Origin of the sequence: Fluctibacter halophilus, from assembly GCF_020687825.1 — a bacterium.
GTDB classification, from domain to species: domain Bacteria; phylum Pseudomonadota; class Gammaproteobacteria; order Enterobacterales; family Alteromonadaceae; genus Fluctibacter; species Fluctibacter halophilus.
On the sequence record NZ_JAJEWP010000004.1, the window covers coordinates 147,929 to 174,036 of the forward strand.

At 53.8% G+C, this 26,108-nt stretch carries 31 protein-coding genes; 12 read left to right on the plus strand and 19 right to left on the minus strand.

Annotated features, from left to right (window positions below; all coding sequences use genetic code 11):
* Positions 1 to 94 precede the first annotated feature (94 nt).
* Positions 95 to 640, minus strand: coding sequence for an oligoribonuclease (gene orn, locus LJ739_RS13850; RefSeq protein WP_229161389.1), 546 nt, complete (start codon positions 638 to 640; stop codon positions 95 to 97).
* 114 nt (positions 641 to 754) lie between these two features.
* Here orn and rsgA point away from each other — a divergent pair, with 114 nt between their 5' ends.
* The 4 genes from rsgA to LJ739_RS13870 all read left to right on the plus strand — a co-directional run bounded on the left by rsgA (position 755) and on the right by LJ739_RS13870 (position 4,321).
* Positions 755 to 1,786, plus strand: a complete 1,032-nt coding sequence (gene rsgA / locus LJ739_RS13855) for a small ribosomal subunit biogenesis GTPase RsgA (protein WP_229161390.1) — start codon at positions 755 to 757, stop codon at positions 1,784 to 1,786.
* Between the two features lie 101 nt (positions 1,787 to 1,887).
* Positions 1,888 to 2,748: an archaetidylserine decarboxylase gene (gene asd, locus LJ739_RS13860; RefSeq protein ID WP_229161391.1), complete on the plus strand. Its 861-nt coding sequence runs from the start codon at positions 1,888 to 1,890 to the stop codon at positions 2,746 to 2,748.
* A 4-nt stretch (positions 2,749 to 2,752) separates the two neighbouring features.
* Entirely contained in the window at positions 2,753 to 3,613 is an 861-nt protein-coding gene (locus LJ739_RS13865; RefSeq protein WP_229161392.1) for a DMT family transporter, read from the plus strand.
* A 9-nt stretch (positions 3,614 to 3,622) separates the two neighbouring features.
* On the plus strand, positions 3,623 to 4,321 hold the full coding sequence (locus LJ739_RS13870) for a glycerophosphodiester phosphodiesterase (protein ID WP_229161393.1): 699 nt from the start codon (positions 3,623 to 3,625) through the stop codon (positions 4,319 to 4,321).
* Between the two features lie 15 nt (positions 4,322 to 4,336).
* On the opposite strand, the gene LJ739_RS13875 is transcribed toward LJ739_RS13870, so the two are convergent.
* The 5 genes from LJ739_RS13875 to gpmM form a co-directional block, all read right to left on the minus strand.
* A complete protein-coding gene (locus tag LJ739_RS13875) occupies positions 4,337 to 4,732 on the minus strand; it encodes a MerC domain-containing protein (RefSeq protein ID WP_229161395.1) in 396 nt (131 codons plus the stop codon).
* Between the two features lie 91 nt (positions 4,733 to 4,823).
* Positions 4,824 to 5,765, minus strand: coding sequence for a DUF808 domain-containing protein (locus LJ739_RS13880; RefSeq protein ID WP_229161397.1), 942 nt, complete (start codon positions 5,763 to 5,765; stop codon positions 4,824 to 4,826).
* 11 nt (positions 5,766 to 5,776) lie between these two features.
* Positions 5,777 to 6,610, minus strand: coding sequence for a divergent polysaccharide deacetylase family protein (locus LJ739_RS13885; RefSeq protein ID WP_229161398.1), 834 nt, complete (start codon positions 6,608 to 6,610; stop codon positions 5,777 to 5,779).
* Between the two features lie 91 nt (positions 6,611 to 6,701).
* Positions 6,702 to 7,853, minus strand: a complete 1,152-nt coding sequence (locus LJ739_RS13890; protein WP_229161401.1) for a murein hydrolase activator EnvC family protein — start codon at positions 7,851 to 7,853, stop codon at positions 6,702 to 6,704.
* Complete coding sequence (gene gpmM / locus LJ739_RS13895) at positions 7,854 to 9,386, minus strand: 2,3-bisphosphoglycerate-independent phosphoglycerate mutase (protein ID WP_229161403.1); 1,533 nt, start codon at positions 9,384 to 9,386, stop codon at positions 7,854 to 7,856.
* A 228-nt stretch (positions 9,387 to 9,614) separates the two neighbouring features.
* Here gpmM and LJ739_RS13900 point away from each other — a divergent pair, with 228 nt between their 5' ends.
* From LJ739_RS13900 to gpsA, 4 genes are read left to right on the plus strand one after another with little or no spacing between them, the layout of a single operon-like run.
* On the plus strand, positions 9,615 to 10,040 hold the full coding sequence (locus LJ739_RS13900; protein WP_229161405.1) for a rhodanese-like domain-containing protein: 426 nt from the start codon (positions 9,615 to 9,617) through the stop codon (positions 10,038 to 10,040).
* Between the two features lie 23 nt (positions 10,041 to 10,063).
* A complete protein-coding gene (grxC, locus tag LJ739_RS13905) occupies positions 10,064 to 10,321 on the plus strand; it encodes a glutaredoxin 3 (protein WP_229161408.1) in 258 nt (85 codons plus the stop codon).
* Positions 10,322 to 10,356: 35 nt separating this feature from the next.
* Positions 10,357 to 10,872, plus strand: coding sequence for a protein-export chaperone SecB (gene secB / locus LJ739_RS13910; protein ID WP_229161411.1), 516 nt, complete (start codon positions 10,357 to 10,359; stop codon positions 10,870 to 10,872).
* A 6-nt stretch (positions 10,873 to 10,878) separates the two neighbouring features.
* A complete protein-coding gene (gene gpsA / locus LJ739_RS13915) occupies positions 10,879 to 11,877 on the plus strand; it encodes an NAD(P)H-dependent glycerol-3-phosphate dehydrogenase (protein WP_229161413.1) in 999 nt (332 codons plus the stop codon).
* Between the two features lie 6 nt (positions 11,878 to 11,883).
* Here gpsA and trmL read toward each other — a convergent pair whose 3' ends face one another.
* Positions 11,884 to 12,348 (minus strand): tRNA (uridine(34)/cytosine(34)/5-carboxymethylaminomethyluridine(34)-2'-O)-methyltransferase TrmL, encoded by a 465-nt coding sequence (gene trmL / locus LJ739_RS13920; protein ID WP_229161415.1) that lies wholly within the window; start codon positions 12,346 to 12,348, stop codon positions 11,884 to 11,886.
* Between the two features lie 167 nt (positions 12,349 to 12,515).
* Between trmL and LJ739_RS13925 the strand changes: the two genes are divergently transcribed.
* Positions 12,516 to 12,740 (plus strand): DUF7661 family protein, encoded by a 225-nt coding sequence (locus tag LJ739_RS13925; protein ID WP_229161416.1) that lies wholly within the window; start codon positions 12,516 to 12,518, stop codon positions 12,738 to 12,740.
* A gap of 184 nt (positions 12,741 to 12,924) precedes the next feature.
* On the opposite strand, the gene LJ739_RS13930 is transcribed toward LJ739_RS13925, so the two are convergent.
* The 4 genes from LJ739_RS13930 to LJ739_RS13945 all read right to left on the minus strand — a co-directional run bounded on the left by LJ739_RS13930 (position 12,925) and on the right by LJ739_RS13945 (position 17,177).
* On the minus strand, positions 12,925 to 13,338 hold the full coding sequence (locus LJ739_RS13930; protein WP_229161417.1) for a hypothetical protein: 414 nt from the start codon (positions 13,336 to 13,338) through the stop codon (positions 12,925 to 12,927).
* 494 nt (positions 13,339 to 13,832) lie between these two features.
* Entirely contained in the window at positions 13,833 to 14,423 is a 591-nt protein-coding gene (locus tag LJ739_RS13935; protein WP_229161418.1) for a hypothetical protein, read from the minus strand.
* A gap of 42 nt (positions 14,424 to 14,465) precedes the next feature.
* Positions 14,466 to 15,380, minus strand: a complete 915-nt coding sequence (locus tag LJ739_RS13940; protein ID WP_229161420.1) for a hypothetical protein — start codon at positions 15,378 to 15,380, stop codon at positions 14,466 to 14,468.
* A 519-nt stretch (positions 15,381 to 15,899) separates the two neighbouring features.
* Positions 15,900 to 17,177 carry an aspartyl protease family protein gene (locus LJ739_RS13945; protein WP_229161422.1) on the minus strand — a complete coding sequence of 426 codons (1,278 nt, stop codon included), beginning with the start codon at positions 17,175 to 17,177 and terminating at the stop codon, positions 15,900 to 15,902.
* A gap of 146 nt (positions 17,178 to 17,323) precedes the next feature.
* On the opposite strand from LJ739_RS13945, the gene LJ739_RS13950 reads away from it, so the two are divergent.
* Both LJ739_RS13950 and LJ739_RS13955 read left to right on the plus strand, forming a co-directional pair.
* Positions 17,324 to 17,830, plus strand: coding sequence for a DUF2975 domain-containing protein (locus LJ739_RS13950; RefSeq protein WP_229161424.1), 507 nt, complete (start codon positions 17,324 to 17,326; stop codon positions 17,828 to 17,830).
* Positions 17,830 to 18,060, plus strand: coding sequence for a helix-turn-helix domain-containing protein (locus LJ739_RS13955; protein WP_229161426.1), 231 nt, complete (start codon positions 17,830 to 17,832; stop codon positions 18,058 to 18,060). Before LJ739_RS13950 ends, LJ739_RS13955 begins: the two co-directional genes overlap by 1 nt.
* A gap of 30 nt (positions 18,061 to 18,090) precedes the next feature.
* Here the strand turns inward: LJ739_RS13955 and LJ739_RS13960 are convergent, their stop codons facing one another.
* The 5 genes from LJ739_RS13960 to LJ739_RS13980 form a co-directional block, all read right to left on the minus strand.
* Positions 18,091 to 18,546 (minus strand): hypothetical protein, encoded by a 456-nt coding sequence (locus LJ739_RS13960; protein WP_229161429.1) that lies wholly within the window; start codon positions 18,544 to 18,546, stop codon positions 18,091 to 18,093.
* Between the two features lie 69 nt (positions 18,547 to 18,615).
* A complete protein-coding gene (locus LJ739_RS13965; RefSeq protein WP_229161431.1) occupies positions 18,616 to 19,011 on the minus strand; it encodes a hypothetical protein in 396 nt (131 codons plus the stop codon).
* Positions 19,012 to 19,169: 158 nt separating this feature from the next.
* On the minus strand, positions 19,170 to 20,171 hold the full coding sequence (locus LJ739_RS13970) for an alpha/beta fold hydrolase (RefSeq protein WP_229161433.1): 1,002 nt from the start codon (positions 20,169 to 20,171) through the stop codon (positions 19,170 to 19,172).
* A 3-nt stretch (positions 20,172 to 20,174) separates the two neighbouring features.
* Complete coding sequence (locus LJ739_RS13975; protein ID WP_229161435.1) at positions 20,175 to 21,581, minus strand: ATP-binding protein; 1,407 nt, start codon at positions 21,579 to 21,581, stop codon at positions 20,175 to 20,177.
* On the minus strand, positions 21,578 to 22,270 hold the full coding sequence (locus LJ739_RS13980) for a response regulator transcription factor (protein WP_229161437.1): 693 nt from the start codon (positions 22,268 to 22,270) through the stop codon (positions 21,578 to 21,580). The genes LJ739_RS13975 and LJ739_RS13980 overlap by 4 nt, the downstream gene beginning before the upstream one ends.
* A 157-nt stretch (positions 22,271 to 22,427) precedes the next feature.
* On the opposite strand from LJ739_RS13980, the gene LJ739_RS13985 reads away from it, so the two are divergent.
* Positions 22,428 to 23,207: a Spy/CpxP family protein refolding chaperone gene (locus LJ739_RS13985; protein ID WP_229161439.1), complete on the plus strand. Its 780-nt coding sequence runs from the start codon at positions 22,428 to 22,430 to the stop codon at positions 23,205 to 23,207.
* A gap of 19 nt (positions 23,208 to 23,226) precedes the next feature.
* Here LJ739_RS13985 and LJ739_RS13990 read toward each other — a convergent pair whose 3' ends face one another.
* From LJ739_RS13990 to argE, 3 genes are read right to left on the minus strand one after another with little or no spacing between them, the layout of a single operon-like run.
* Positions 23,227 to 23,646, minus strand: a complete 420-nt coding sequence (locus tag LJ739_RS13990) for a methylglyoxal synthase (RefSeq protein ID WP_229161440.1) — start codon at positions 23,644 to 23,646, stop codon at positions 23,227 to 23,229.
* Entirely contained in the window at positions 23,643 to 24,731 is a 1,089-nt protein-coding gene (locus tag LJ739_RS13995) for a Kelch repeat-containing protein (RefSeq protein WP_229161441.1), read from the minus strand. Before LJ739_RS13995 ends, LJ739_RS13990 begins: the two co-directional genes overlap by 4 nt.
* On the minus strand, positions 24,722 to 25,867 hold the full coding sequence (gene argE, locus LJ739_RS14000; RefSeq protein ID WP_229161442.1) for an acetylornithine deacetylase: 1,146 nt from the start codon (positions 25,865 to 25,867) through the stop codon (positions 24,722 to 24,724). The genes LJ739_RS13995 and argE overlap by 10 nt, the downstream gene beginning before the upstream one ends.
* Between the last annotated feature and the right edge of the window lie 241 nt (positions 25,868 to 26,108).

Below are 26,108 nucleotides of genomic sequence, written 5' to 3' on the forward strand. Positions count from 1 at the left end.
TGCGCGCTTCAGTACCGAAGCGGGTGCGCATTTTACAAAAATGCCACTAAGACGCAAGCGTTATTTTTAACTCCGCCGCGCAAGTGGCGTTTTTTTAAACGCTGAAGACCTTTTCGCGGTAAAAACGCAGTTCAGCAATGGATTCCCGAATGTCGTCCAGAGCCAGGTGGGTTCCCTGCTTGGTAAAACCATTGAGGATATCCGGCTGCCAGCGACGCACCAATTCTTTGATGGTGCTGACATCGATACTGCGATAATGAAAATAATCTTCCAGTTCAGGCATGTACTTGACCATAAAGCGACGATCCTGGCCGATGGTATTGCCGCACAGCGGCGACTTGCCTTTTGGTACGTGCTGTTGCAGAAACGCAATGGTCTGTACTGCGGCATCGGTCACGCTGACATTACTGGCACGACAACGGGCGGTGAGGCCAGACTTACCGTGGGTTTCCACGCACCAGGGGTCCATATTGTCCAGCACATCATCAGGCTGATGGACAGCCAGTACCGGCCCTTCAGCCACCACATTGAGCTGAGAATCGGTGACGATGGTGGCAATCTCCAACACCACATCCGTTTCCGGATCCAGTCCGGTCATTTCCATATCAATCCAAACCAGATTGTTTTCGTCAGCAGCCATGGTCAGTGTCAATCTCCAAAAAATACCTGCATCACGGACAGGAAAAAGTACCAATAACGGGGTCGTGAAGGTACCATGTATGCCCATTGAAGACCAATAGAGTATGACATTCCGGTGGCAAAAAGACCAAAACTGACCCATCGACAAAAACGTCAGGTTTCTGCCAACCGACGCAAACGAATGAGCCAGGCTGACACGCCAGTGAGTGACGAGCATCTGGGGCCACTGCAATCCGGTCTGGTCACCGGGCGCTTTGGTAAACACGCCGATGTCGAAGCCAGCGATGGCACCGTGTGGCGCTGTCACATTCGCCGTACCATCGACAGCGTGGTGTGTGGTGACAAGGTACAGTTCCGTCCCGGTCAGGACAGCAGTGATGTCATCAGTGGCGTGATAGAGCTGGTAGAAGATCGTCACTCGGTACTCAAACGCCCGGATTACTACGACGGCGAAAAGCCGGTTGCGGCCAACATTGATCAGATCATCATTGTCAGTGCCGTGCTACCCACCCTGTCGACCAACATCATCGACCGCTACCTGGTTGCCGCTGAGGACGTTGGCATCCCACCGCTGATCCTGCTCAACAAAGTGGAGTTGCTCGACGACGCGCAACGCCAGGCGGTGGAACAGCAATTGACTGTCTATCGCGATATCGGCTACCCCCTGCTGTACACCAGCTGCAAATCCGGTGAAGGGCTCGACACCCTGAAGCAGACCCTGATCGACAAGGTCAGTGTGTTTGTCGGCCAATCCGGGGTGGGGAAATCCAGTCTGGTCAATCAATTGCTGCCCAAAGCCAATGAGGCCATCGGCGCACTATCGGACACCTCCGGGCTGGGCCAACACACCACCACCGCAGCCAAGTTGCTGCACTTCCCCGATGGCGGTGACCTGATTGACTCTCCCGGCGTGCGAGAGTTCGCGCTGTGGCATTTGCCCACCGAGCGGGTCACCTGGGGGTTCCGTGAGTTCCGCGACTACCTTGGCGGCTGTAAATTCCGGGATTGTAAGCATCAGGACGATCCGGGTTGTTTGCTGCGCAGTGCGGTTGAGGATGGCCATATCAGTCCTGAGCGCTTTGCCAGCTATCACAAAATTTTGCAGACCATGCAGGACCAGCGCCCTACCCGGCATATTCCGCTGTAAGCAAACCCGCTGTTTTCGAATGACTTAGACCCACTGGATCTCACGTTGCCGGGCAAGTTGGTGTACAATCCGCGGCGTCATCATTTTATGGAGTAGATCCGTTGATTAATTGGTTGAAAGTTCGGTTGCAGTATGTGCTGCCCAAACATCTGTTGTCCCGTCTGGTTGGGACACTGGCAGCGGCAAAAGCCGGACGCCTGACAACGGCGTTAATCAAAGCCTTTATCAAACAATACCGTGTGGACATGTCTGAGGCGGTCTTGTCAGATCCTGAAGACTACGCCACCTTCAACGACTTTTTCACCCGCGAACTGCGTCCCGGCCTGCGTCCGTTTGTCGAAGACGACAAGCAGCTGGGCTATCCGGTCGACGGTACCGTCAGCCAGCTGGGTCCGATTGATCAGGATCGGGTGTTTCAGGCCAAAGGCCATGACTACAGCCTGACCACCCTGCTGGGTGGAAATCCGGATATCGCAGCGCCTTTTATCGGCGGTGAATTCGCCACCATTTACCTGTCACCCCGTGACTATCACCGTATTCATATGCCCATGGATGCCGTGCTCACTGACATGCTGTATGTCCCCGGTGAACTGTTCTCGGTTAACCCTCTGACCACAGAAAATGTGCCCGGCTTATTCGCCCGCAATGAGCGGGTCGTGTGTGTGTTTGATACCGCGCACGGCAAGATGGCGATGGTATTGGTCGGAGCCACCATTGTGGCCAGTATCGAAACCGTGTGGGCCGGTACCGTAACCCCGCCGGCAGGTCAGAATGTTCAGCATTGGCGTTACCCTACCGAAGGCGAGCATGCCATTCGTCTGAACAAGGGCGACGAAATGGGCCGCTTTAAACTCGGCTCCACCGTCGTTGCCTGTTTTGCCCCTGACATGCTGGCGTTCGATGGCCAACAAGCCGGGGATGTGACCCGTTTGGGTGAATTGTTTGCGACCTTGAAAGCCTGATCCTGTGGATCCGGTTAAGAAGAGCCTGTGGTCGTTGCACCTGACAGTGATCCTGTTAGGTGCGACAGCCTTGTTCTCCAAGCTCATTCCACTCAGTGCCACCGATATCACCTTCGGTCGCTCGCTGGTCGCGTTTGTGGTGCTTGCCGCGCTGGTCAAGCTGACCGGCAACAGCCTGAAGCTGCAATCAGCAAAATGTTATGCCATCGCGCTGTTACTCGGCGTATTGATGGCCGCCCATTGGGTGACTTACTTTGCCGCCATGCAGTACGCCAGCGTGTCGGTGGGCATGATTGCCCTGTTTACCTTCCCGGTCATTGCCGTATTGCTGGAGCCGCTGTTCGAGCGAAACCGGTTGCACTGGCAGGATGTCGTCAGTGCCCTGGTCGTGTTGGGCGGTATTGCGCTGATTGTGCCGGAGACGGATCTGGCCAATGAGACGACCCTCGGTATTGGTATTGGCATCCTGTCAGCCGTGCTGTATGCGTTCAGGAACCTTATCCACCGTAAACACTTTTCCCACTACAGCGGCGCCCACGCCATGGCCTATCAGACCCTGATCATTTTCCTGTGTCTGATTGGTTTTGCGTCTGATCAGGTTTATCAGGCATCCCTACACACCTACGGCTTGTTGCTGGTGCTGGGGGTGTTTTTAACCGCCCTTCCCCATGCCCTGATCGCCACCAGCCTCAAACACCTGCGGGTCAAAACCTTCTCGTTGGTGGCTTGTATGCAGCCGTTTTATGGCGTCATCCTGGCCATCGTTATTCTGGGTGAAACCCCTACCTGGCAAACATTTGTGGGTGGCATTTTGGTCATCTCTGCGGCAATCTACGAAACCATCAATGCCCAGAAACGTCAGTAACGGATCACCATGCAGATATTCGCCCATCGCGGTGCCAGTGCCCACGCGCCTGAAAACACCCTGTTAGCGTTTGAGATTGCCGTTGAACAAGGTGCCGATGGCATCGAAATTGACGTACACGAGCACAACGGCGAATTCTGGGTGCTGCACGATCGCTGGCTGCACCGCACCACCAGTGGCAGTGGTCGCCTGCAGGATCATGCCAGTGACGTGATCGAACAGCTCGATGCCGGTCAGCGACAGAGCATCCCCACCCTTGCGCAGGCAATGAACCTGATTGGCGGGCGTTGTGAGCTGAACATTGAAATGAAAGGCATTGTTCATCCACACCTGTTACTCGACTATGTTGACAATGCCTGTCAACACACCGGTTTTACTCACCCGCAATTGCTGTTTTCATCCTTTGATCACCATCTGCTCAAGGCACTTTCAGACTTAGCGCCAACCTTTCGCCTGGGCGGTCTGGTGGCCGGCAAACCCATCGACTATGCCGCCTTTGCCCAGTCGCTGGGATGCTGGTCGGTACATTGTGATGTGGGGTTCGTCGACAAGGCCTTTGTGGATGATGCCCACCAACGGGGTTTGAAAATACTCGTTTATACCGTGGATGAAAAAGAAGACTTGCTGCAACTGGCCGACTGGGGCGTTGATGGTGTGTTCAGTAACAGTCCGGTGCATGCCCGGGAGCTATTGCAGTTCAGGGGCTAACAGGGGTCGTGATGACTAATTCGATTCGCAGTGGTTGCAGGTGTTGCAGCTCTGACAAAGACGGATGTTCGCCACATGGGCCACCACAATCAGCAACGCACCGGTGGCAATGGTGAAGGGCTCATAGGCCTCACCAAACATGTCTTTGTTCCAGTAAATCAGGCCGCCAAGCAACAGGCTGTACAACGGGTACAGTTGGCGATGGTAGCGATAGAATCCGGACAGCAATGCCCAGAAACCAATCATCATCGACAGCGACAGAATGGTTTTTTCAAACCAGTCCTGGGCAAAGAAGCTCGCACTGACGTAGGGTAACACGGGGATCAGTATCGGCAGCAACAGACAATGCAGGGCACACAGGCTCGACGCCCAGATACCGACTTTGTCTTTGATTGAAGATTTTGCTGACACCGTAAAGCACCCAATTGCTCTGAAAAGAAACGTTATAGTATAACATTTCCATAAAAATGCAATGGTTGTGGTTTAAAAAAGCCGCTGTGTTTTAGGTGTCTGACTTGCCCCGTAAGCGACCAATACCCAACACGAGCAGCGCAATAAAGGCGCCAATCAATACACCAACCAGACCTTCCAGTACGATGCCGCTGACACCGTGCAGCCAGGCCGGCAGACCTTGTTGGAGCGGTGCAAGCACGCTGTCGACCAAATGGTGCAGCACCTCAATGTTGTGTACCAGCAAGCCACCACCGACCAGAAACATGGCGGCGGTACCGATCACGGTCAGACTTTTCATCAGCGCCGGGGCCGTCATCAGCAATCCCCGACCCAGTGCACGTTGCAATGGATTAAAATCACCGCTCAGTGACTTGCGCAATAAATACAGGCCCATGTCGTCCAGTTTGACGATAGCCGCCACCAGTCCGTACACGCCCACCGTAAATGCCAGTGCCAGCCCCGCCAGTACCGATATCTGAGTAGCAAAATCAGCGTCCTGAACGGAACCGAGTACAATGACAATGATTTCCGCAGACAGAATAAAGTCGGTGCGAATGGCCCCTTTGATCTTGTCTTTTTCCAGCGCGACCAGGTCGATAGCCGGGTCCTGTAGCGCTTTGAGTTTCTCACCGTGCAACGGATCGTCCTGCTGGCTGTGCAGCCAGCGATGGAGCAGTTTTTCAGCCCCCTCGAAGCACAGATAGGCGCCGCCAATGACCATCAGTACCGCAATCAACACCGGCACAAAAGCACTGATCAGCAGCGCGCTGGGCACCAGGATCACTTTGTTCCAGAACGAGCCCTTGGCCACCGCCCATACCACCGGCAATTCCCGTTCGGCACGAATACCGGACACTTGCTCGGCATTCAGGGCTAAATCATCCCCCAACACACCGGCGGTTTTCTTGGCCGCCACTTTGGATAACACTGCCACATCGTCGAGCATGGTTGCGATGTCATCGAGTAGCGCGAGTAAGTTAGCCGCAGCCATAGTGAGTTTCCTTATTCAAACAGGCCAGCCTGTGCATCAGCCGATGACTTGCTATAGCGGCCGGCGCTGTCATCACCGTTGCGACCAGGCATTGACGTGTCGTCATTCTCTCGACGGGCCAGTTGCTGTGTTTGCAGTACTGTGCTCAGTGGCACCAGTTCAATGCCCTGCACCTCAAGACGGGGCAAGGTGTTGAGCAGGTAATCCAGTGTCTCGGTATGTGGATGGGCAATCCCCACCGCCGAACCATAGCGCTGTGAGATGCGGATCAAACGACGAAATTGCGCGGCGATATCTTTGTGCGCCAACGAGTGATCCAGAAACACATTGCGTTTGGTGTAATCCAGTCCGAACTGATGGGCAATCGATTCCGCTTTGCTGTAGCGGGTGGTGCGACTGTCGACGAAAAACAGTTGTTGTTCGCGCAGGTATTGCATAGTCGTGCGCATGGGTAAGGTCAACTGGGTCAGCTTGCTGCCCATGTGGTTGTTGACCCCGATGGCATCCGGCACCGTGGCCAGTGCCGCGCTCAGGCGCGCTTCAATATCACTGGGATACAACTCTGCGGTCAACGCGCCGGGGCCGAGTCGATTGTGACCCAGCGCTTCCATCGGCATGTGCAGGATCACTTCCCGCTGTTGCCCGCGGGCCTGCTGAGAGAAGGTGGTTGAAAGCGACGTGTGTGGCAGGATTGCAAATGCCACATGGGTGGGCAGCTTAAAGGCCCGGCGATCATGCACACTGTTGCCCATGTCATCGATGATCAAGGCAATTTGCGGCTGCCGGGCGATGGCAGTCGAAGCACAAACCAACAGTGTTAAAACAAACAGTAAACGGAAATGCACGGCCAACTTAACGGTTGTTGTTATTGTATCCCTGTGCAACGAGTATACGGACAAATTCGCAGCAGGTCATCCTTTGTGCCTGCCACGCGGATCAGCGCTTGCGTAACCACTGGCCGGGGTTCACGGCAGTGCCCTTATGGCGGATTTCAAAGTACAGATTGGGTGCCGTCTGACCACCGCTTTGCCCGACCAGGGCGATGGTCTCACCCGCCGATACACCGTCGCCAGCTTGCTTAAGCAGCGCCTGATTGTGCCCGTACAAGCTCATGTACCCGTCGCCGTGATCAATCACCGTCACCAGGCCAAACCCTCGAAGCCAGTCAGAAAACAGCACTTTGCCGTCATGAATGGCGCGCACCGGAGCGCCGCCACTGCCTTCAAACAGCGCGCCCTTCCAGCGCACCTGGCCCTGACGACGGGTGCCAAACAAGTTGCGCATTCGCCCCTCTGCCGGGCGTTGCAGTTTTCCTTTCAGCTTGGCCAGGCCGGACAAGGTTGTGGGTCGCTGCCTCGACGCTCGCTCTGCCTCGGCAATGGCTTTAAGCAATGCCTGCTCGTTGATTTGCAATTGTTCAATCCGGGCCGCTTCATCATCAATCGCCCGTTCCAGTTTATCGAGGGTTTGCTGACGGGTTGCCTGACGGGCAGCAAGGGTCTGGCGCTGAGCCTTCTGTTCCTGTTGCAAGGCGGCCAGCTCAGCCTGACGGGTCTGCAGTGACGCTTCGACATCACGCAGTTCCGCCACCAGCGTGCGGAAGGTCTCAATCTGCTCCTGACGCGCTGTATTGAGGTAGTTGTAGTACGTCAGCATGCGCTCCAGCTTGCCGGCATTCTGCTGATTGAGCAGCATTTTGGCGTAATCATGATTACCGGTCATGTAGGCACTGCGCAGTTGCTTGGCCAGCAATGACTGGTGTTCATCCAGTTGCGTCAGCAACTCGGTTTTACGTTTGTTGAGGGCCTGTTGCTCGTGGCGGTTGTTTTCCAGGCTGATCTGGGTCTGATTAAGCGCCCGTGCCGTTTCAGCGATGCGCAGCTCCTCGGCTTTGAGGGTATCCTGCAGCGCTTTGGCTTCTTTCAACCGGGTGTCCAGCGCTGCCTGGCGGGCCTTAATTTGGTCCTGCAAGGCTTCCAGCTCATCGCTTTGCTGGGCTAATGCCGGCGCAATCCCCACCCACCAACACAGACAAAGCCCGCACAGTGCGCGGGCCAGAGACAATGAAGGTTGGTGGTAACGGCGCATTTACTTCAGCGTCACAATGGGCGTGCCGGTCATCTCGTCCGGCTGCGGCATCCCCATCAGGTGCAACATGGTCGGCGCTACATCACTGAGGGTTCCGCCCTCCCGGGTGGTTGCGTCGCGCCCCACATAGATAAAGGGTACCAACTCACTGGTGTGCGCGGTGTGAGCCTGACCGGTCTGTTCGTTAAGCATCTCTTCGGCGTTACCGTGGTCAGCAGTGATCAAACACTCGCCGCCGTGTTCCTGCAATGCGTTGACCACCCGTCCCAGACAATGGTCAACGGCTTCTGCCGCTTTCACCGCCGCGTCGTAATCACCGGTATGGCCGACCATGTCACCGTTCGGGTAGTTACACACAATCACATCAAACTTGCCCGACGCAATGGCGTCCACCAGCTTGTCGGTCAGCTCTTCAGAATTCATTTCCGGCTGCAAATCGTAGGTCGCCACTTTGGGGGAAGGCACCAGAATGCGTTCTTCGCCCGGATACAGTTCTTCCCGCCCGCCGCTGTAGAAAAACGTCACGTGGGCATATTTCTCCGTCTCGGAGATGCGCAATTGGGTCTTGTTGTGCTGGGCCAGCCAATCCCCCATCACATTGTTCAGGGTTTCCGGTGGAAACGCACTCGGCGCATCGATATTGGCGGCATACTCGGTCAGCATCACGAAGGCACTTAGTTGAGGACGGCTGGCACGTTCAAACCCATTGAAGTCCTGATCCACAAACGCACGGCTGATTTCCCGTGCCCGGTCAGCGCGGAAGTTCATGAAAATCAGCGCATCACCATCATTCATCGGCACTGCATCGCCAATCACGGTGGGTTTAACAAACTCGTCGTTCTCGCCCCGCTCGTAAGCCCCCTGCAGGCCTTCAACGGCACTGTCAGCGTGGAATTCGCCCTTACCCTGGGTCAGCAGATTGTACGCCGCCTCGACACGATCCCAGCGTTCATCCCGATCCATGGCGTAGTAACGCCCCACTAACGTGGCGGTTTTGCCCACCCCGAGGGACTGAAACACGGCATCGGCTTTTTCCAGCGACGCCTGGGCACTGCGCGGCGGTGTATCACGACCATCCAGAAACGCATGCAAATAGACCTTGCTGGCGCCCCGCTCAACCGCCATTTTGATCATCGCGAAAATGTGATCTTCATGGCTGTGAACGCCACCCGGCGACATCAGCCCCATCAGGTGCACGGCTTTGTCAGCCTTGACGGCATTGTCGATAGCCTCAACCAACACCGGATTATGATTGAATTCCCCGTCCGCAATCGCTTTACTGATACGGGTGAAATCCTGATAAACCACACGACCCGCGCCCAGATTAACGTGACCCACTTCTGAATTGCCCATCTGGCCTTCAGGTAACCCCACGTCCAGCCCGGAGCCGGAGATCAGGGTATTGGGGTAGCGCGCGCAGAGATCGTCTAACACCGGGGTGTTTGCATTGGCAATGGCGTTGTTGGCCGTTTCCTCACGATGGCCCCAGCCATCCAGAATGATCAGCGCCAATGTTTTCTTTGCGTCGCTCATGAAAGTCCTCCTGCGTGGGCTACCCGTGGTCTGCCCGATAAAAACCGTAATTTTATTACAGTTTATCGCGGCTGTGGTCCCTGCGCTAGGGGCAAATGACCGGCAAAACTTATCCCTTAACAATAAGTTATTCCCGGCCCCTGACAGATTGCCAAATAGGGGGTGGTTTCTGGGGCCTATTTCTATATACTTTGCACTCTTTTTTTGGGTCAATGAGGCACGGTTGTAATGGACCAGCTGTTAGAATTTGTGGGCAACCACACCATACTTGCCGGTATCTGGGTCGCGCTGGTAGCGATTCTGATTTACTCGAGCATTGCCGGCGTACTGTCAAAAGTGAAAGAGATCGGTACCCACGACGCCACCATGATGATGAACAAACATGATGCCGTGGTACTGGATATCCGTCCTGCGGCAGAGTTTAAGAAAGGTCACATCCTGGGGGCCAAGCAACTGAAGCCCGAACAGGTAAACCAAGGTGACTTCAGCGCCCTTGAAAAAAGTAAAAACAAACCCATCATTGTTGTTTGCGCCATGGGCATGACCGCCAAGCGCACCGCTGCTCAACTGTCGAAGCAGGGCTTCGAACAGGTCAGCGTGTTGAAAGGCGGCATGAACGCCTGGCAAACGGCCAACCTGCCGGTTGCCAAGTAACACCACGACATCAGGAGTTGTACATGAGTCGCGTCGAAATCTACACCAAAGGCTACTGCCCTTACTGTCACCGCGCCAAGGCACTGCTGACACAAAAAGGCGTCGCTTATGACGAGATCAAGATTGATGAGCAGCCCGAACTGCGTGATGTGATGATTGAACGGGCCAACGGTGGCTACACCGTGCCGCAGATCTTCATCAACGATCAGCACATCGGTGGCTGCGATGACATGTACGCCCTCGAAGCAAAACAACAATTGGATGCACTTCTTTCGGCCTGACAGGGCCGTCATCAAACACAGAAATAGGAAAGATAATGGCTGAAGAAAATCAAGCAGCAGACCAGGCGCAAGCAGGCGACCAGGGACAACAGGCAAAATTCGCTATCCAACGCATTTATGTCAAAGACATTTCTTTCGAAGCGCCGAATTCACCGGCCATCTTCAGCAAAGAGTGGAAGCCTGAAATCAAACTGGACATCGACACCCGCTCTGCGGCGCTGGGCGATGATCTGTATGAAGTGGTACTGGCGGTGACAGTTACTGCGACCATGGGCGAAGAAACAGGCTTCCTGTGTGAAGTACATCAAGCCGGTGTGTTCACCATTGCCGACATGCCGGATCAGAACAAAGCCCACACCATCGGCTCTTTCTGCCCCAACGTGCTGTTCCCTTACGCCCGCGAGTGCATCTCCAACCTGGTTAACCGTGGAACTTTCCCGGCACTTAACCTGGCACCGGTGAACTTTGATGCTATCTTTGCACAATACCTGCAAAAAATGGCTGCACAGCAACAACAACAGGCTGAGCAAGCACCCAAACTGGATGCTTAAACACCGATGAAAGACAGTGTAACTGTATTGGGGGCGGGGTCGTATGGCACCGCCCTCGCTTTTTGTCTGGCCCGCAATCAGGTACCCACCTACCTGTGGGGCCGGGACGAAGCACAAATGACGGCAATGGCAGCCAGCCGCTGCAATGCCCGTTATCTGCCGGATGCTATATTCCCAGAGGCGCTGCACGTCGATGCCGATCTTGCCCACGCGGTGAATCGCAGCCGCGATATTCTGGTGGTAACCCCCAGCCATGCTTTTGCTGACATGCTGCGCACCATTGCGCCGATGTTACGTGATGACCAGCGCGTGATCTGGGCCACCAAAGGTCTGGAACCGGGCAGCGGACGCCTGCTGCATGACGTCGCACGGGACATCCTGGGCGATAACCGGGCCCTGGCGGTATTGTCCGGCCCGACCTTTGCCAAAGAAATGGTCGCCGGCCTGCCCACCGCCATTTCCCTGTCGAGCACCGACGATGTGCTGGCCGATGAATTCGCACAGAAACTGCATTGCGCCAAATCCTTCCGGGTGTACAAAAATACCGACTTTATCGGTGTGCAACTGGGTGGTGCAGTGAAGAACGTGATTGCCATTGGTGCCGGACTGGCCGACGGGCTGGGCTTTGGTGCCAATGCCCGAACCGCATTGATCACCCGTGGTCTGGCCGAGATGTCACGTCTGGGCGCCAAGCTGGGTGCCAAGCCGGAAACCTTTATGGGCATGGCTGGCCTCGGTGATCTTATCCTGACCTGTACCGACAACCAGTCCCGTAACCGTCGCTTCGGTCTGGCGCTGGGTCAGGGCAAAGGGGTTGAACAGGCCATGACCGACATCGGTCAGGTGGTCGAAGGTTATCGCAACACCGAAGAAGTGCATATTCTGGCCGAAAAACAGGGTGTGGAAATGCCCATCTGTGAGCAAATCTATCAGGTGCTGTACCACGGAAAATCCCCCAAAGATGCCGCCCTGGCACTGTTGGGCCGTGATTTAAAGCACGAATAAATCCCGCTATACGGCGCCGGCAAAATCCAGCTGGCGCCACGCTTCATACACAAACACCGACACGGCATTGGACAGGTTCATGCTGCGACTGTCCGCCAGCATGGGAATGCGCAGTCGTTGCTCGGGCGCAAAGCGCGCCAGCATGTCATCGGGCAGACCACGGGTTTCCGGCCCGAACACCAGCGCGTCACCAGCCTTAAACGAAGCATTGGTATGCCAGCCACTGCCTTTGGTGGTGCAGGCGTAAACGGTTTTCGGCTGCGCGTGTGCCAGGTAGGCATCGAAGTCCTGATGACGCTGGACATTGGCAAACTCGTGATAATCCAGCCCAGCCCGGCGCACCCGCTTGTCATCCCACTCGAACCCCAATGGCTCGATCAGGTGCAGGGAAAAACCGCTATTGGCACACAAACGGATAATGTTACCGGTATTGGGCGGAATTTCAGGTTGGTATAAAACGATGTCGAGCATATCCGGACTCAGCAGCAAAAACAGGCGCGCAGTATAGCATTGTTTGCCGGTAACACAGCGCTGTGAAAATTGCAGGCGACAGCATTTTTGGTCGCTGATACCCTACGCATAGCACACATATTACTTATCATTGGATGTCTGCGTGGTCGTGGTGTAGGAGAATCCCATTGAAACTGACTATTTTTGGCCGTGACGTCGATATTATGCGCCGCCCCCACGGGTGGGAGGCAGTGTATGTCGGCAACGACGGCAAGAAACGTCGCGCCGAAGACATCCTGATCCCCAGCCATTTGGCGGAGCAGGACATCATTGGGTATGTGAGCGACGTGTGCCATGAATGGGCCAGTGCACGCTACCCCCGGGTGGAACGGCGGGACACCAAAACCCGCTAACTGACATCGAGTGGACCACCGTCCAGCGTCGGTTTTGAGCGAATAGCGGACGTTGGTTTGTTCGGTTTCGGCGGTCTTCTAAAGACAAGAAGCAGACGCACAATTATGTGCCCTCTTACTTCTGACTTTGGTAAGAAGGGAACATCAGTAACGCTTAGTGAAGATGCAAAGCACGTACGCCTTATTAACTCCTTTTGTGCAGTATGCCATCAACGACGTAATGACAATTTTTATGAGCAAAAAATCTCTTGGCTCCTTGTTCTGTTCCATGGCTATCTTGCCAGTCTCCTTCCCAATCTACGACTTTTGGCAACGGATCATCATAGTTTTCTGAGAATTTCAAAAAGTTATAAATGGCTATTACTGATTTCTGTGATAAATGCCTTAATTCTGGTTCGGGGAGGTTCTTGCCAATTACTACACAATGAGCTTCAATTTTGTTGCTGCTGATTATAGCTACCTCATCTAAGGACTCTTCGGTTTCCCAAGCTTCAATGCCGTAGAAGAACTGTGGCGGCAATGGTTGACGATTGCAGTAGTTGTCAGCTTTTACTGAAAGAGCACGATAAAGCTCTGTTCTTAGCCGTTCCTCTGCCAAGGAATAGGATTTTGTAATGTCGGAGGTTTGATGTCATTTTTTAAAGCCAATATTTGTAGCAACAGCCTAGATGCTCTAACCCAAATTATTCTGTAGTTATTTTTATCCTTTAATAAATCATAAACTTAATCAAATGAATCTCTAGCCAAATTTAGGTAAATTTCGTCGCTTTTCTTCTGACGATCTGAGCCCTGAGAGCTCGTGTCGCGGAGGTAGGTAATAGATGCAATCAAAACACCTTAGCTAATGACTATTGCAGGGAGTGTAACCATTTTACTTTGCGCAATAATAAATTCCGATATCAGACCGAATGGATTACCTATCGCTGTAGCCGTCGTCCCAATGGAAATAGCGATTGAAATTATGACCAAGATATTCACTCTGACTCTATGTCCTTGTATGGCTAGCGCCTCAATCAAAGGAAAAATCAGTTGGTTAAAATTGACGACGAAGGATAGAAAACCAAGATTTCCGCGCCCTACTTGAGCAATTTGTTAGCTATTGCACACCCTAGAACTATTAGTTTTTAGGTCTATGGCTGAACGATTTTCTAACAATTGACCATTACTAAACTCGGCATCTATGGCAACCATGATGTAGTCGAGAACTTTTTCTCCATTGACATAATCCTGAGCTGTAACCACGAAACTTGCTTCGAAAGAATCACCCGGCTTAATTAACTTATTTAGGTGCTTAAATGATTCTAAAGGATATTCTGGAGTTGTTTTTAGTAGATTAAATATCATTTTAGGGGAATGGAGTTTTCCTTCAAATATATGAAGCTTGTAGTTGACATTGACTTCTTCGACGATTTCTTGGTTTTTAAGAAAAATTAGGGAGGGTACATTATCAGCAGGTATAAAACGCTCTAATGAAACAGCCCTTTTCCCTGAGTTGTGGAAACTTACAGGAATAGAGACAAGCGTTTGGCAATCACCTACTTTATAGGGAAGAACCAATGCTCTGTCTCCGCCTTTTACAATATATCCATCATTCGATTGGTAACTTTGCCAAAGGGCAACTGCACTCACACCTAATGCAAAAATTGCAACCAAATCAATTTCTTTTTTTATACTAATGTTCAAAATATATCCTAAACAGCTAACCTTTAAATCAGCGCGAAGCCACTAGCGGGGAGGCTGAATTTTCTTGTCAAATGACTTATCACCAACACCAAAATATAAACTTGTTCCAGTGACAAACTTGAATGCTGACAGCCTATACAGATTGCGCAATAACTTTGGTGCTTTTTGTTGATGAAAATCTAGATCGCCAACGATCTTATTGTAAAGATCTCGATATTTCTCTTGCGGTTCCAATGCTCTTTCAATTATTTTACAACTATTTAAAACAAATTCTGAATTCTTTAAATTATGCTTGGTTTCGGATTGAGATAATCTTACTAGTTCATTTATGAGGTGTTTGCTTTCAACCTCTTCAGGTTTCGAGTGTGCAATACCATTTGTGCCAGGTGAGATATAAGTATAGGCCCTGTGCCCTTTCAATTTACTCGGCTGGCAAAAATTGGAATTTTGGATAAACGACTGAGACTTGTGTACGCCCCAGAATTCTTGATTTGTGTGAAACGCAGGGCTGGCATAAGTAACAACACCTTGATTACCTACACTCGCCTCTAAATTTTCGAGAGTTGATTGCTGATGGTCTAAAACTCTATACCTGTAGTATTCTTGATTCCATGAACCCCATTCCGCCGCAGTATTTTTAATCATTTTTTCTGGGCGCTTGTGCTGTATAAATGCATTAAATTTAAACTGAGGGAAGTCATTATTGAACGCATACTCTAAATCAAATGCATCCTTAGGAAAGTGCATACCATTAAGGTAAAATCTAAAAAAACGCCTATACCAAGGATAGCTACCAAGAAAGTGGCGCCAAAAATTTTTATTTCTCGTAAAAAGAGCGGCATCGAAGCCCAGCACATTTTCCAAGTGCTGCCCAGGAGGGAAAATCAAATTACTTCCTTGGAGCAACTCATTGTTTAGATGCTGCTCATATTGTTTTTCTTCAAACTCGGATAACAACTCCGATACTCCTTGTTTAACAGCTTATTTTCAGAGACTTCATAGTAACACCCGTTTCCAATGAAAAACCATGTTCTGTGTTTTCATGGGAAGGGTTGAATGTCTGCTTCATGTACTAAGCCGTCATTCAAACTTCCAATCACACTACTGGCACTGAGCCAACGCTCATCAACACTGCATATTCAGAGCCGTACTGCCCGCTCTAGCGACGTTCAGCAGACGCTACTGTCATTGCGGCGGAGGCCGCAATCTCCTTCGGGTTGATGACTAACCAAAACAGTGTTGATTCGGGTGAGTCAGGTAATCAGGGAGGTCCTCGCCTCGGCTTTGTCTCCTGAGTCGCTCTACCTCCTGCATCCATGCAGTCGTGCGCGAGGATGACGATTCTTCGTAGTCAACTTACGTGTGCCACCGTCCACTACTGGCACTATGCCGCCTCACAATTCACTGTTGCGGAAAGCACCAGCGTCTCTAAAAACGCAACAGGTGCCAGAGCACCTGCTGGTTTAAACAGGCTCCTTAAATCCGATCAAACAACGGCACACGGGCACAGCGTTGCTCCGTCGCTGCCGACCAGCATAATTTGACCGCATCGCGAGCAGTGTCGCGCAGCCGGCTGAGCAATGGATCAAAGGTGTCGCGGGTAACCCGCTTGTCATCGATATGGGTCACCACACTGTCCAGCGGTATGCCTCGCGCTTCTTCGCTGGCACTGGCGGCGATGTCTTTGACAATCGCGCCCTGGCGATGAGGTAGCAGCCGCAAACCCGAACGGTCGGCGGTAGCCGGTGTTTGCAACATCCCTGTTGGTTGCAACCACAACGTAGCGGCACTGAAATCAAACACCTGGTTAAAGCGTTTCAGCACCCGGTTGCCCAGCACGCCATCGCTGCCACTTTGCGGGTTACTGCCCGAGGTGCGGAAGTAGATGGGCAAACTGTCGAATTGCTGCTCGCCGATGTGCAGGCGCGGTAACCAGCCAACCTGATTTTGCGAGTCGCCGCTGATCCCGCTGGACCGTGCTGCGTAGGTATTTGGTGGCACGCTGATCTGCCCACCTTGGCCGGCAAACAGCGTCAGCGTGCCGGTCGAGCCGGTATCCAGCATCACTTTTACTGTTTTGGTGCCACTGCCATCGTCAACAGACGTGGTCAGATACGGCGTATCGCCCTCGACCTCCATATCCAGCTTTTGCCAGCCAGCCTGTTGGTAGCGCTGTAGCGTTTCAGCGCCACGGGGTTGCAGGTAGACCCTTTGTTCGTCGTGATTAATTTCCACCACGCAGCAGTTGAAAAAGTCGGCCCCCAGCACACCGTCAAAGTAGGTTTCATCCCGCGATCCAAACGGCATCGCCTCCTGTGGCGCATAGATGACTGCCATATTGCGGATAAACAGGGGTCCTGCGTCGATGCGGGTATCGGGCACGACGTAGGCAACCGGATCACCATCGTCGCCAGCCCCCGAGATGGTCAGCGTCTGTGTGCGCGGCAACGCCAGCGCGTCGGTTGCATCGGTTTCGAGCAGCACCGTGGCGGCGGCACCGGAATCGAGCACAAAATTCAGCGGCGCACTGCCATTCACCCGCGCCTGCACAATGATGTGGTTGTTATACAGCGTAAAAGGGAGGCCCTCACGCAGCGGCTGTTGGGAAGACGGCGCCGTCCAGCCAACCTGGGCGTCGGCATTTTGCCATTGAAAACTGGCCAGCTCCCACAACTGGCAGCCCGACAAACTGACGGACAACAACAGCGCGGTGATGATCTGGACGCCTGTGCGCCCTGCTCTTTGTTCAAACATAATATTCTCCTGATCGGTTACAGGAACAATATAACAACAATTAATTATTGTTTTACGATAATTTATTGTTAATTTGAAACAAATTGTAAGGTTGAATCGATACGCTTATCGATTACAATGGATGCCCCTTTTACGGAGAAACCGTCATGACCTCATTGGATAACCTCCGGCGCATCAGCCAGCGCATCCGCATCAGCCTGTTTTGTGTGTTGGGGTTGTGCCTCGCCTTTGCGCTGTACGGTTATGCCGTGTCTGGCACCTGGTGGGTGTCTATCGGCGATGGCCAGTTTGACCGGCTGTGGGCTTCTCATCCGGCCCTGCACACCCAACTGGCATTGATCATGGTGCCGCAATTGCTGATTGTCGCCGTGGGCATCTATCGCCTGCAGCGGCTGTTGCAATTGTTCGCGCAAGGTCACTTTTTCGCCCAGGCCAGCATGGCAAACCTGAAGTGGCTGGCATGGTTGGCGGTACTCGGCGCCTGCTACGGGATGTTGTGGCCGCTGCTGGTTTATCCGTTGCTGGATAGCGGCGATGAGCTGGTCATCGACATTGCCCCACTGACACTGCTGATGTTGTTGTGTCTGCCGGTACTGGTGCATTTACTCAGTGCGGCGGGGGCACTGAACCGCGACAACAACGAGTTTGTCTGATGCCGGTTATCGTGAATCTGGATGTGATGATGGCCAAACGCAAGGTCAGTTCCAAGGCCCTCGCAGCCGCGATCGGCATCACCGAAGCGAATTTGTCACTGCTCAAGCGTGGAAAGGTCAAAGGGGTGCGCTTTGCCACCCTGGAAGCGATCTGTCAGCACCTGCGCTGTCAGCCGGGCGATATTCTGATCTACGAGGAAGGGCAACAAGAAGCAATGGGCGACGAGTGATCTGATGCCCCAGGACGTTACCCCACCCCGTCATTGTGTCAGTGATATTCGCTGGTACAGCCAATAGCCTGGATACCCAATGACGCCACAGGCAATAACAACCGGAATTGCCACAAACGGGGCGATGATAAAATCCAGCGCATAGGTAGACGAGGTGTGCTGACCAGTAAACAGTGTCCGTTGTGCCATCCAGTAACTCGCACCAATAAACACCGTCACCCCGACCAACCACGTGGCGGTAACGCTATGAAAAGCGCGGGACGGAATGTGTTTTTGCACATACGTTGAAAACGCCATCCCGCAGACATACGGCACAACGCGAAACCCAAGGGAAAACACGTACGTCTGCAACGTGTGGGCATTGGACAAAGCGTCAACGCTGGGCAGCAATCCGTGCCCAGCAACAAAGACCGATAACAGCAACCAAATCAGTGCCTCAGAGACCAACAGGCACAAGATGAGTGCGACCAGGATATATCCCTTCATGAGCAATGCACGATGCATACCCCATCTTCGCTGCGATTTGCAGCAGCTCAGTGGGGCTGGTCACGAAACCTACCCTTCTGAATGCTCGCCGTACATATCCTGCAGGCGCTGGCATTCCGCGGTATCGGCGTGGCCGGCTTCGATTTCCTCACAACTGAGGGCCGAGATACTTTTCATACAGGCCACGGCGGGCGCGTACAACTGGTGCTGCGCACCAAATCCGGGAATATCGTCTGTCCCCGGCATCGACTCACACATGCCATCGAGGGTTTGTTCGATCATTTGGCGAAATTCGGCCGGCACATCGGCCAACTGCTGGCGCGCACAGGTACGCATGTGATCGCAGGCCTTCTGGGCTTCTTCACCATAGTTGTCGGCCTGTGACGTCGTGGCAAAAACGCACAACAGGACGAGGGCCAGGGAATGACGGGCCGCGGGCTGGGTCAGATGTCGAATCAATGTCATGATGCTTTCCTTGTAGTGATCGTTATGCACAGCGTCAGTCTGATTGACAGCCCATGCACAAACAGCGTTGAGTGGTTGTCCTTTGGCTCAACAATGGCGTTTGTCGTTCAGTGAAACCAGTGACAGATTTCTCTCACAGCCTACGGCAGATGCACAAATTATTCATCAAAAAAAGCATAAATTGCCCGCAAGCTCTGGTCGCGGTAATAATCGGCCTCCATCAACAACTCGTGGCGGGCGCCGTGGATAGTGATTTTCCTGGCGCGGGGGAAGCGTCTGGACACCGCATTCTGGGCCTGATTGTCGACGATTTTTTCTTCCCCGGCCTGCATGATCAACGCCGGGATGGGAAAGGTTCGCGAGTAACGGGCGATGTGGCTCATGGCGCGCACCGCTGCCAGTAACCATCGCCCGGTAACGCCGCCCAACTGAATGTTGGGGTTTTTCAGGTATTCTTCACGGAAGATCTGGTACCGCACTTCGCAGTGGGTGAGGATGTTCTTCTCGAACGGCTCGGCTTCATAGTCCATTTGCCCCCAGAAATACCAGGGCGACTTACCAAACCATTGATTCACCAGGTGATGGGTACCAACCACCAGGTGCATCAACCAACGGGGCAATGCCGGTTGAATGCCAAACATCGGCGCACTGAAGGCCACACGCTGAAAATCTTCCGGATACGCGAGCACATACTGGGCACCGATGGCGCCGCCCATTGAGTGGCACAACAGAAAGCGGTTTTCGCGGTCACTGTTAGGTGCCACGATACTGTCGTAGAAACGTTTAAAGTCAATCACATAGTCGCGAAAATCGTCGACATACCCCTGATGAGGATTGTCGGTTAATCGACCGGACAAGCCCTGTCCGCGGTGATCATGAATAAACACCGAGTAACCGCGGTGGTACAGGTTGAAGACCAATTCTTTGTATTTCAGCAGCGATTCTATCCGCCCGCTGGAAATCACCACGCTGCCACGGGCTTCAGGGTTTACGACATAGGCGTACGCAATCGGTACATTTTGTGCGCCGGGGAACACGCCCTGCACCACCTGTCGTTTCCAGAAAGGGATGACGCGGCTGGTATAGCGGGACAGGATCACCTGTGCATCGGGCAATTCGTTATTCTCATCCACAGCGGTCTGGGTCGGCATCACGGTCATGAATTAACGCTCAACGGGTCGGCGTGGCAAACGGATATCAATACACAATCCGCCATCGGCTACATTTGTCGCAGTCACGCTACCGCCATGCAGCAACACGGCCTGGTGCACAATGGCAAGCCCCAGTCCCACCCCACCGGTTTCCCGCTGGCGAGACGCACTCATGCGATAAAAGGGGGTAAAAATCTGCTTCAACGCTTCCTCCGCTATACCGGGACCATCGTCCTGGATCCTGATCTCCAGTGTATGTGGTGTGGTGGTGCATTGCACTTGTACTTTAGTAGAAGCGTAGCGCACAGCATTGCCCAGCACATTATTAAATACGCGGGTCAGCAATTCCCGATCACCCTGCCAATGCAACGCACAATCCGGCGAATAGAATACCTGTTTTCCCTGGGCCACCGCCTGGAAGCGTGCATCCTCGACACAAGACCCCAGCAACGCTGACACATCCAGCGTCTCCGGGTGCATTGGCATCTGGGTAGCTTCCATACGCGCCAGCACCAACAATTGCGCTAACATCTGTTCAATCTGCTGGGCCTCTTTTTCAATCCTCGCCAAACCTTCGGTCAATCCGGGAGTATTATTGCCTTCGCTACTCTGTTCAGTGATACCAATGGCCAGTTGAAGGCGCGCCAGTGGCGAACGCAGCTCATGGGAAATGTCAGCCAGTAAGCGCTTCTGCCCGTCCACGAGCTGTTCAAGCTGGCTGGCCATGGCATTGAAATCATGCCCCAACTGGCCCAGCTCATTGTTGCCCAGCCACTGTGCATCGACCCGGCTCTTCAGATCACCTTTGGCCATCTGATTGACCGCCAATCGCAGATGACGCACCGGCCGCAGCAATCGCCACGCCAATAAGCCACACAAACTGGCGCTGATCACCAAGACCACCGAAATCAATAATATGGGATGGCGTTGATGCACTCGTCGCACCAGATTGGGAGGCAGCGGTTTGCCCACAAACACCGCGTACTGCTGATCCCGCCAGGTAACCGCTACCGGTCCGAAATAACGCGCCTGAGAGGTTTTGATGGTCATCGGCTGGAGCTGATTGGCCAGCTCAAGAAACACGTCTGTATTGCCCCGAAAAGGCCCTGGCGCCCCCGACAGCACCTGCTCATTGAGCACATCAACGGCCACCACCAGACGACGATGATGGCGGGCATAGCGGTTAACGACCTCTGCAACCGGTTGATCGGCGAAGCGCATCATACTGTCATCCAGGCGGGCAACTTCATTGCGCAGAATACTGCTACCCGGTGCGGGTAAGGGTTGCATGCTGACATCATCGGACACTTGTCGGGAGATCCACAGCACCGCCATCACAATCACAAAACTGCCCAGCCAGAACCACAGAAACAGTTGGATCCCCAGATGACGCAACGGGTTTAGCCGCGACCCGATCATGACGCCGGGTCCACCAGCATGTAACCACTGCCGCGCAGGGTCTTGATGACTTGTTCACTGCCATTGGCATCGAGTTTTTTACGCACATTGCTCAGGTGCATGTCGATACTGCGATCAAAGGCCTGCAGCGGGCGCCCCAGCACCTGCATGCTGATCTCTTCTTTGCTCAATACGGCACCGTGATTGACCATCAACAGGTGCAACAGGGCATATTCGGTGGCGGTCATGCTGACCTCTTCGCCGCGGATAGTGACGGTCTGACGGGCGGGGTTAACCGCCAAGTCACCCACCGTGATGGCCTGCTGACGGCGGGCCTGGGGTATGTCCGCCAGGCGACGGCAAATGGCTTTGATCCGTGCAGACAGTTCTCGGTGATTGAAAGGTTTGGGCAGGTAATCGTCGGCGCCCAGCTCCAGCCCAAGAATGCGATCATAATCATCGCCCCGTGCGGTTAACATCAGTACCGGGGTCAGGTGAGTGCGACGCAATTGCTTGAGCACCTCGAAGCCATCCAACTTGGGCATCATCACATCCAGCAGGATAACGTCAAAGTGGCGCTGACTGGTGGCCAGTCGCAATCCTTCTTCACCGTCATTGGCGACAGTGATGTGGTAACCCTGCGACGACAGGTATTGGTCAAGTAGCTGGGTCAGTTCATTATCATCGTCAATGATCAGTACGGCATGCATGGACGGTACTCCAAAACGTTTTGTGTATGGTACAAAGTCAATTTCCCGATGGCGAGCCTGCCAACCGCACCTTTACGCAACCTTTACACTGGCCTGACGTTTCTTTGCAACCGGGTGCATACACTACACACTCATGTTCAACACAGGAGATTGCCACATGAAACCTTCAAGCCTGTTTTTTACCCTGAGTGTTGTATCCAGCACTGTCTTCTCAGCCATTGCCTTTGCCCACGGCCCTGACCGCGGTGAACACGGCCCGTTGGCGGCCCTCAAACAGCTCGACCTATCCGCCAATCAACGGGCTGATGTGCGCCAACTGGTACGCGAAGCCCGCGCCGACAGCCGCGACAGCAAAGACGACATGCGCCTGCTCCGTGAGCAGCTGCGCGACACCGTTCAGACCAGTGACTGGGACGCCGACACGGTCACCGCCTTACTGTCTCAGCAGCAAACACTGATGGACAGTATCGCATTGCAAAAGGCCATCACCGGTCAACAGATCTGGGCGCTTCTGACTGACGCACAGCAACAACAATGGCTGGCCGACATGCCGGAGGCAAATGAACCGCGCCAGCGGGATCATGATCGCCTGCTCGACAAGTTGAATGTCAGCGACGCACAGCGGGAAGCTCTTGAGCCGCTGTTGTCTGCCCTTGACCAGCAACGTCAATCACTCATCCAGGCCCGGCAAAACTGGCACAGCAGTGAACGAGCGCTGATCCAACAGGACAGCTTTGATCAATCCGCCTGGACAGCGGCCCGCGCACAGAGCAATGCCGTCATCCTGCCCCAGCTACAGGAACAACTCCACCTGCGTCAGCAAGTGTGGCAGCAACTGAGCAGCGAGCAACAGGATCAACTGGCGCAAATGATGCGCCGCCACGGTGACAAGGGCCCTCGTGGTCGCCATCACTCAACCCGACGGGACGGTGTCTGACACCGCCCCGACCGGCAGCCTATCGATCGAACTGGGGCACTTTGCGCTGATAATCCGGATGGGTGAAGCGCGGTGATGTGATCAATAAGTCAGCGGTCGATACATTACACGCGACCGGTACGTTCCACACCGAACACAGCCTCAGCAACGCTTTAACATCGGGGTCATGGGGCGCCGGATTTAACGGATCCCAAAAAAAGATCAGCAGGTCGAGCTGCCCTTCGGCGATCAAGGCGCCGATTTGCTGATCGCCCCCTAACGGGCCACTTTTATAGCGATGAATGGTCAGTCCCAGCTCATCCTGCAGTAACCCTCCCGTGGTGCCGGTCGCGACCAGACGATGGGGCACCAGCTGCTCCCGGTGCGCACCGGCCCACGCCAATAATTCGGCCTTCTTATGATCGTGCGCCACCAGGGCCAAGGTTTTTTGCTGACTCATTGTTTATCCTGTTGGTTGTGCCTCGGTGAAAATCCGAGCGCGGTAAGATCCAGTTGGGTGACATCCCGTCGCACCTGCTGATGGCGATCCATACCGCCGGGGATCACCAGTTGATCACCGATGATGGCCATGCCGCGGTGATCCATGCTGCGCTGTTGTGTTTTCACCACGCGCCAATGCTCTTTGTCCATGTCCAGTGCCCACAGGGCGTTGTCCGGTAATGCCGGACTGCCGTTGTAACCAATACCGTTGAAGTTGTAGGCCGTCGTGCTACCACCAAAGAAGAACACCTGCCCATAACGGGGGCTACCGGCCGCCGCCATTCGATAGCGCGCAATGCCGGTTGGATGCGCCAGCAGTCGCCAGTTAATACGGCGGGGATCATCCACATCAATGTCGCCCAGCAAACACCCCGGCGCGGGTAAGAAGGTGCGACGTCCTTTGACCACAGGTTGCACTTTAACCCCATCACAGACCACCATCTTGTTGCCCACGATACCACCGGCGTGTCCAAACACCGCCCGATTGGGTAGCGGGCTGGCCTGATGCCAGGTCAGGTTGCGGGTATCCAGCATCTGCACCAAATTGACGTTGCCGTCGTTGTGCCAGCCGCTGACGAGGTAGATATAGCGTTGCTGATACACCAGAGCAATCGCATCATCCACCGCCACCGGCATGGCGGGAACCTGTGCATATTGCTGGGTCACCGTATCGAACACAAAATTTTCCGGTGATGACACTTCGTGACCGTCCACGTCCACCGAATAGCCACCAAACAGGTACACACTGCGTCCGACACCGGCCGCGACTGACGCGAGCCGCCCGCGGGGATAGTGTCGGGTAGGTACGTCTTTGATCGGCTGCCAGGCACGATTTCCCGAAGCCCATCGCCATGCGCGATGATGCACATCCCCATAGCCTTTGCCTCTGGCCAGCCCCATGAACGAGTACAATTGCACCGCGCCCCGCACCTCAACCATGGCCAGCGCATTGTTGGTCACCGGCTCAGGTAATGGCGGCACGATGTGCTGTGCCAACGCCTGCAATGACCAGCACAGACCCAGAGCGACAACCGCTATGCGCATACGTGTTTCACCATGTTGCGCAACAGGGTCACGGTCGGGTCCACGTAATGCAGATCAATAAACTCATCCGGTTGGTGTGCCTGTTCGATACTGCCAGGCCCCAGGATCAGGGTGTCACAGCCCAGTTGGTTGATAAACGGCCCTTCAGTGGCATAGTTTGCCGAACCGACCGGCTGCCCGGTGAGTTGCTCTGCCAATTCCACCAGGCCATGTTCATTACGACAGGCAAAAGCCGGTGCGGTCGGGTACATCAACGCTCGACTCAGACGTCCCGGATAATGACTGTGGACCGGTTTAAGGGCTTCATCAATCAGACGAATAGCATCCTCGTCCGGCAACGCCGGAACCGGACGTAAATCGAAACTCAGCTGGCAGTGGCCACAAATACGGTTTTCGCCGTCGCCACCGTGGATGTGGCCGAGATTCAATGTCGCATACGGTACACTGAAGTCATCATCCCGATACTGATCGTGGAGTTGTTGCTTGAGGGTCAGCAACTGTCCAATCGCCTGATGCAGTATCTCAATCGCGTTAACCCCTCTGGCCGGGTCGCTGGAATGGCCCGCCTGTCCTTCGGCGGTTAGGGTATGTGCCATGTGCCCTTTGTGGCGTGAAATGGCTTTCAGTTCGGTCGGTTCCCCAATGATCGCCATGTCCGGTTTGATCAGTTGCTGTTGGGCAAAAAAGCGCGCACCGGCCATGGAGGTTTCTTCATCGGCGGTGGCCAGCACATACAACGGCTTTTTGAGCTGCTTGAGCGGGATTGTCTGTAAGGCTTCCAGAATGAAGGCAAAAAAGCCTTTCATGTCGCAGGTGCCAAGCCCGTACAGACGCTCGTCTGCCTGGCGCAACACAAAAGGGTCCTGGGTCCAGCGTCCTTCATCAAAGGGCACCGTATCACTGTGTCCGGCCAGCAACAGTCCCCCTTCACCCGAGCCGAATTTGGCCAGCATGTTGTATTTGTTGCGTGCACCGGGGACATTTTGAATACTTATGTCAAAACCAAAATCACTCAGGCGGGTCGCCAGATAGTCGATCAGCGGACGGTTGGTCATGTCCCACTTTTCGTCGAAAGCACTTATAGTTGGAAACTCAATGATATCCCGGTAGGTATCCAGGAATGTGATTTGTGGCATATCTTATCTCAAATATATTTATTCACTTTTATTGCATAATTATATTTTTAATGGCAGACTTTCCAACAACTTTTTACGAAAAATCCGAGAACACCCGGGAGTTCTCTTTATGCAACAACACACTATAGGTATGACACACATTGATGCACAAGTTTTTTCCCTGCCTTGCTATGCACTGACGGTCGGTCGACGATAATTACACTGGGTATTGCATAGCACGCTTTTTGCCTTTGCGATGAGG

What these genes read in the sequence shown, in the direction of transcription:
- orn (WP_229161389.1), bottom strand. Translation starts at nt 640, where the DNA reads ATGGCTGCTGACGAAAACAATCTGGTTTGGATTGATATGGAAATGACC.
- LJ739_RS13870 (WP_229161393.1), top strand. Translation starts at nt 3,623, where the DNA reads ATGCAGATATTCGCCCATCGCGGTGCCAGTGCCCACGCGCCTGAAAAC.
- LJ739_RS13880 (WP_229161397.1), bottom strand. Translation starts at nt 5,765, where the DNA reads ATGGCTGCGGCTAACTTACTCGCGCTACTCGATGACATCGCAACCATG.
- LJ739_RS13890 (WP_229161401.1), bottom strand. Translation starts at nt 7,853, where the DNA reads ATGCGCCGTTACCACCAACCTTCATTGTCTCTGGCCCGCGCACTGTGC.
- gpmM (WP_229161403.1), bottom strand. Translation starts at nt 9,386, where the DNA reads ATGAGCGACGCAAAGAAAACATTGGCGCTGATCATTCTGGATGGCTGG.
- LJ739_RS13900 (WP_229161405.1), top strand. Translation starts at nt 9,615, where the DNA reads ATGGACCAGCTGTTAGAATTTGTGGGCAACCACACCATACTTGCCGGT.
- grxC (WP_229161408.1), top strand. Translation starts at nt 10,064, where the DNA reads ATGAGTCGCGTCGAAATCTACACCAAAGGCTACTGCCCTTACTGTCAC.
- secB (WP_229161411.1), top strand. Translation starts at nt 10,357, where the DNA reads ATGGCTGAAGAAAATCAAGCAGCAGACCAGGCGCAAGCAGGCGACCAG.
- gpsA (WP_229161413.1), top strand. Translation starts at nt 10,879, where the DNA reads ATGAAAGACAGTGTAACTGTATTGGGGGCGGGGTCGTATGGCACCGCC.
- trmL (WP_229161415.1), bottom strand. Translation starts at nt 12,348, where the DNA reads ATGCTCGACATCGTTTTATACCAACCTGAAATTCCGCCCAATACCGGT.
- LJ739_RS13945 (WP_229161422.1), bottom strand. Translation starts at nt 17,177, where the DNA reads ATGTTTGAACAAAGAGCAGGGCGCACAGGCGTCCAGATCATCACCGCG.
- LJ739_RS13950 (WP_229161424.1), top strand. Translation starts at nt 17,324, where the DNA reads ATGACCTCATTGGATAACCTCCGGCGCATCAGCCAGCGCATCCGCATC.
- LJ739_RS13955 (WP_229161426.1), top strand. Translation starts at nt 17,830, where the DNA reads ATGCCGGTTATCGTGAATCTGGATGTGATGATGGCCAAACGCAAGGTC.
- LJ739_RS13960 (WP_229161429.1), bottom strand. Translation starts at nt 18,546, where the DNA reads ATGAAGGGATATATCCTGGTCGCACTCATCTTGTGCCTGTTGGTCTCT.
- LJ739_RS13965 (WP_229161431.1), bottom strand. Translation starts at nt 19,011, where the DNA reads ATGACATTGATTCGACATCTGACCCAGCCCGCGGCCCGTCATTCCCTG.
- LJ739_RS13970 (WP_229161433.1), bottom strand. Translation starts at nt 20,171, where the DNA reads ATGACCGTGATGCCGACCCAGACCGCTGTGGATGAGAATAACGAATTG.
- LJ739_RS13975 (WP_229161435.1), bottom strand. Translation starts at nt 21,581, where the DNA reads ATGATCGGGTCGCGGCTAAACCCGTTGCGTCATCTGGGGATCCAACTG.
- LJ739_RS13980 (WP_229161437.1), bottom strand. Translation starts at nt 22,270, where the DNA reads ATGCATGCCGTACTGATCATTGACGATGATAATGAACTGACCCAGCTA.
- LJ739_RS13985 (WP_229161439.1), top strand. Translation starts at nt 22,428, where the DNA reads ATGAAACCTTCAAGCCTGTTTTTTACCCTGAGTGTTGTATCCAGCACT.
- LJ739_RS13990 (WP_229161440.1), bottom strand. Translation starts at nt 23,646, where the DNA reads ATGAGTCAGCAAAAAACCTTGGCCCTGGTGGCGCACGATCATAAGAAG.
- LJ739_RS13995 (WP_229161441.1), bottom strand. Translation starts at nt 24,731, where the DNA reads ATGCGCATAGCGGTTGTCGCTCTGGGTCTGTGCTGGTCATTGCAGGCG.
- argE (WP_229161442.1), bottom strand. Translation starts at nt 25,867, where the DNA reads ATGCCACAAATCACATTCCTGGATACCTACCGGGATATCATTGAGTTT.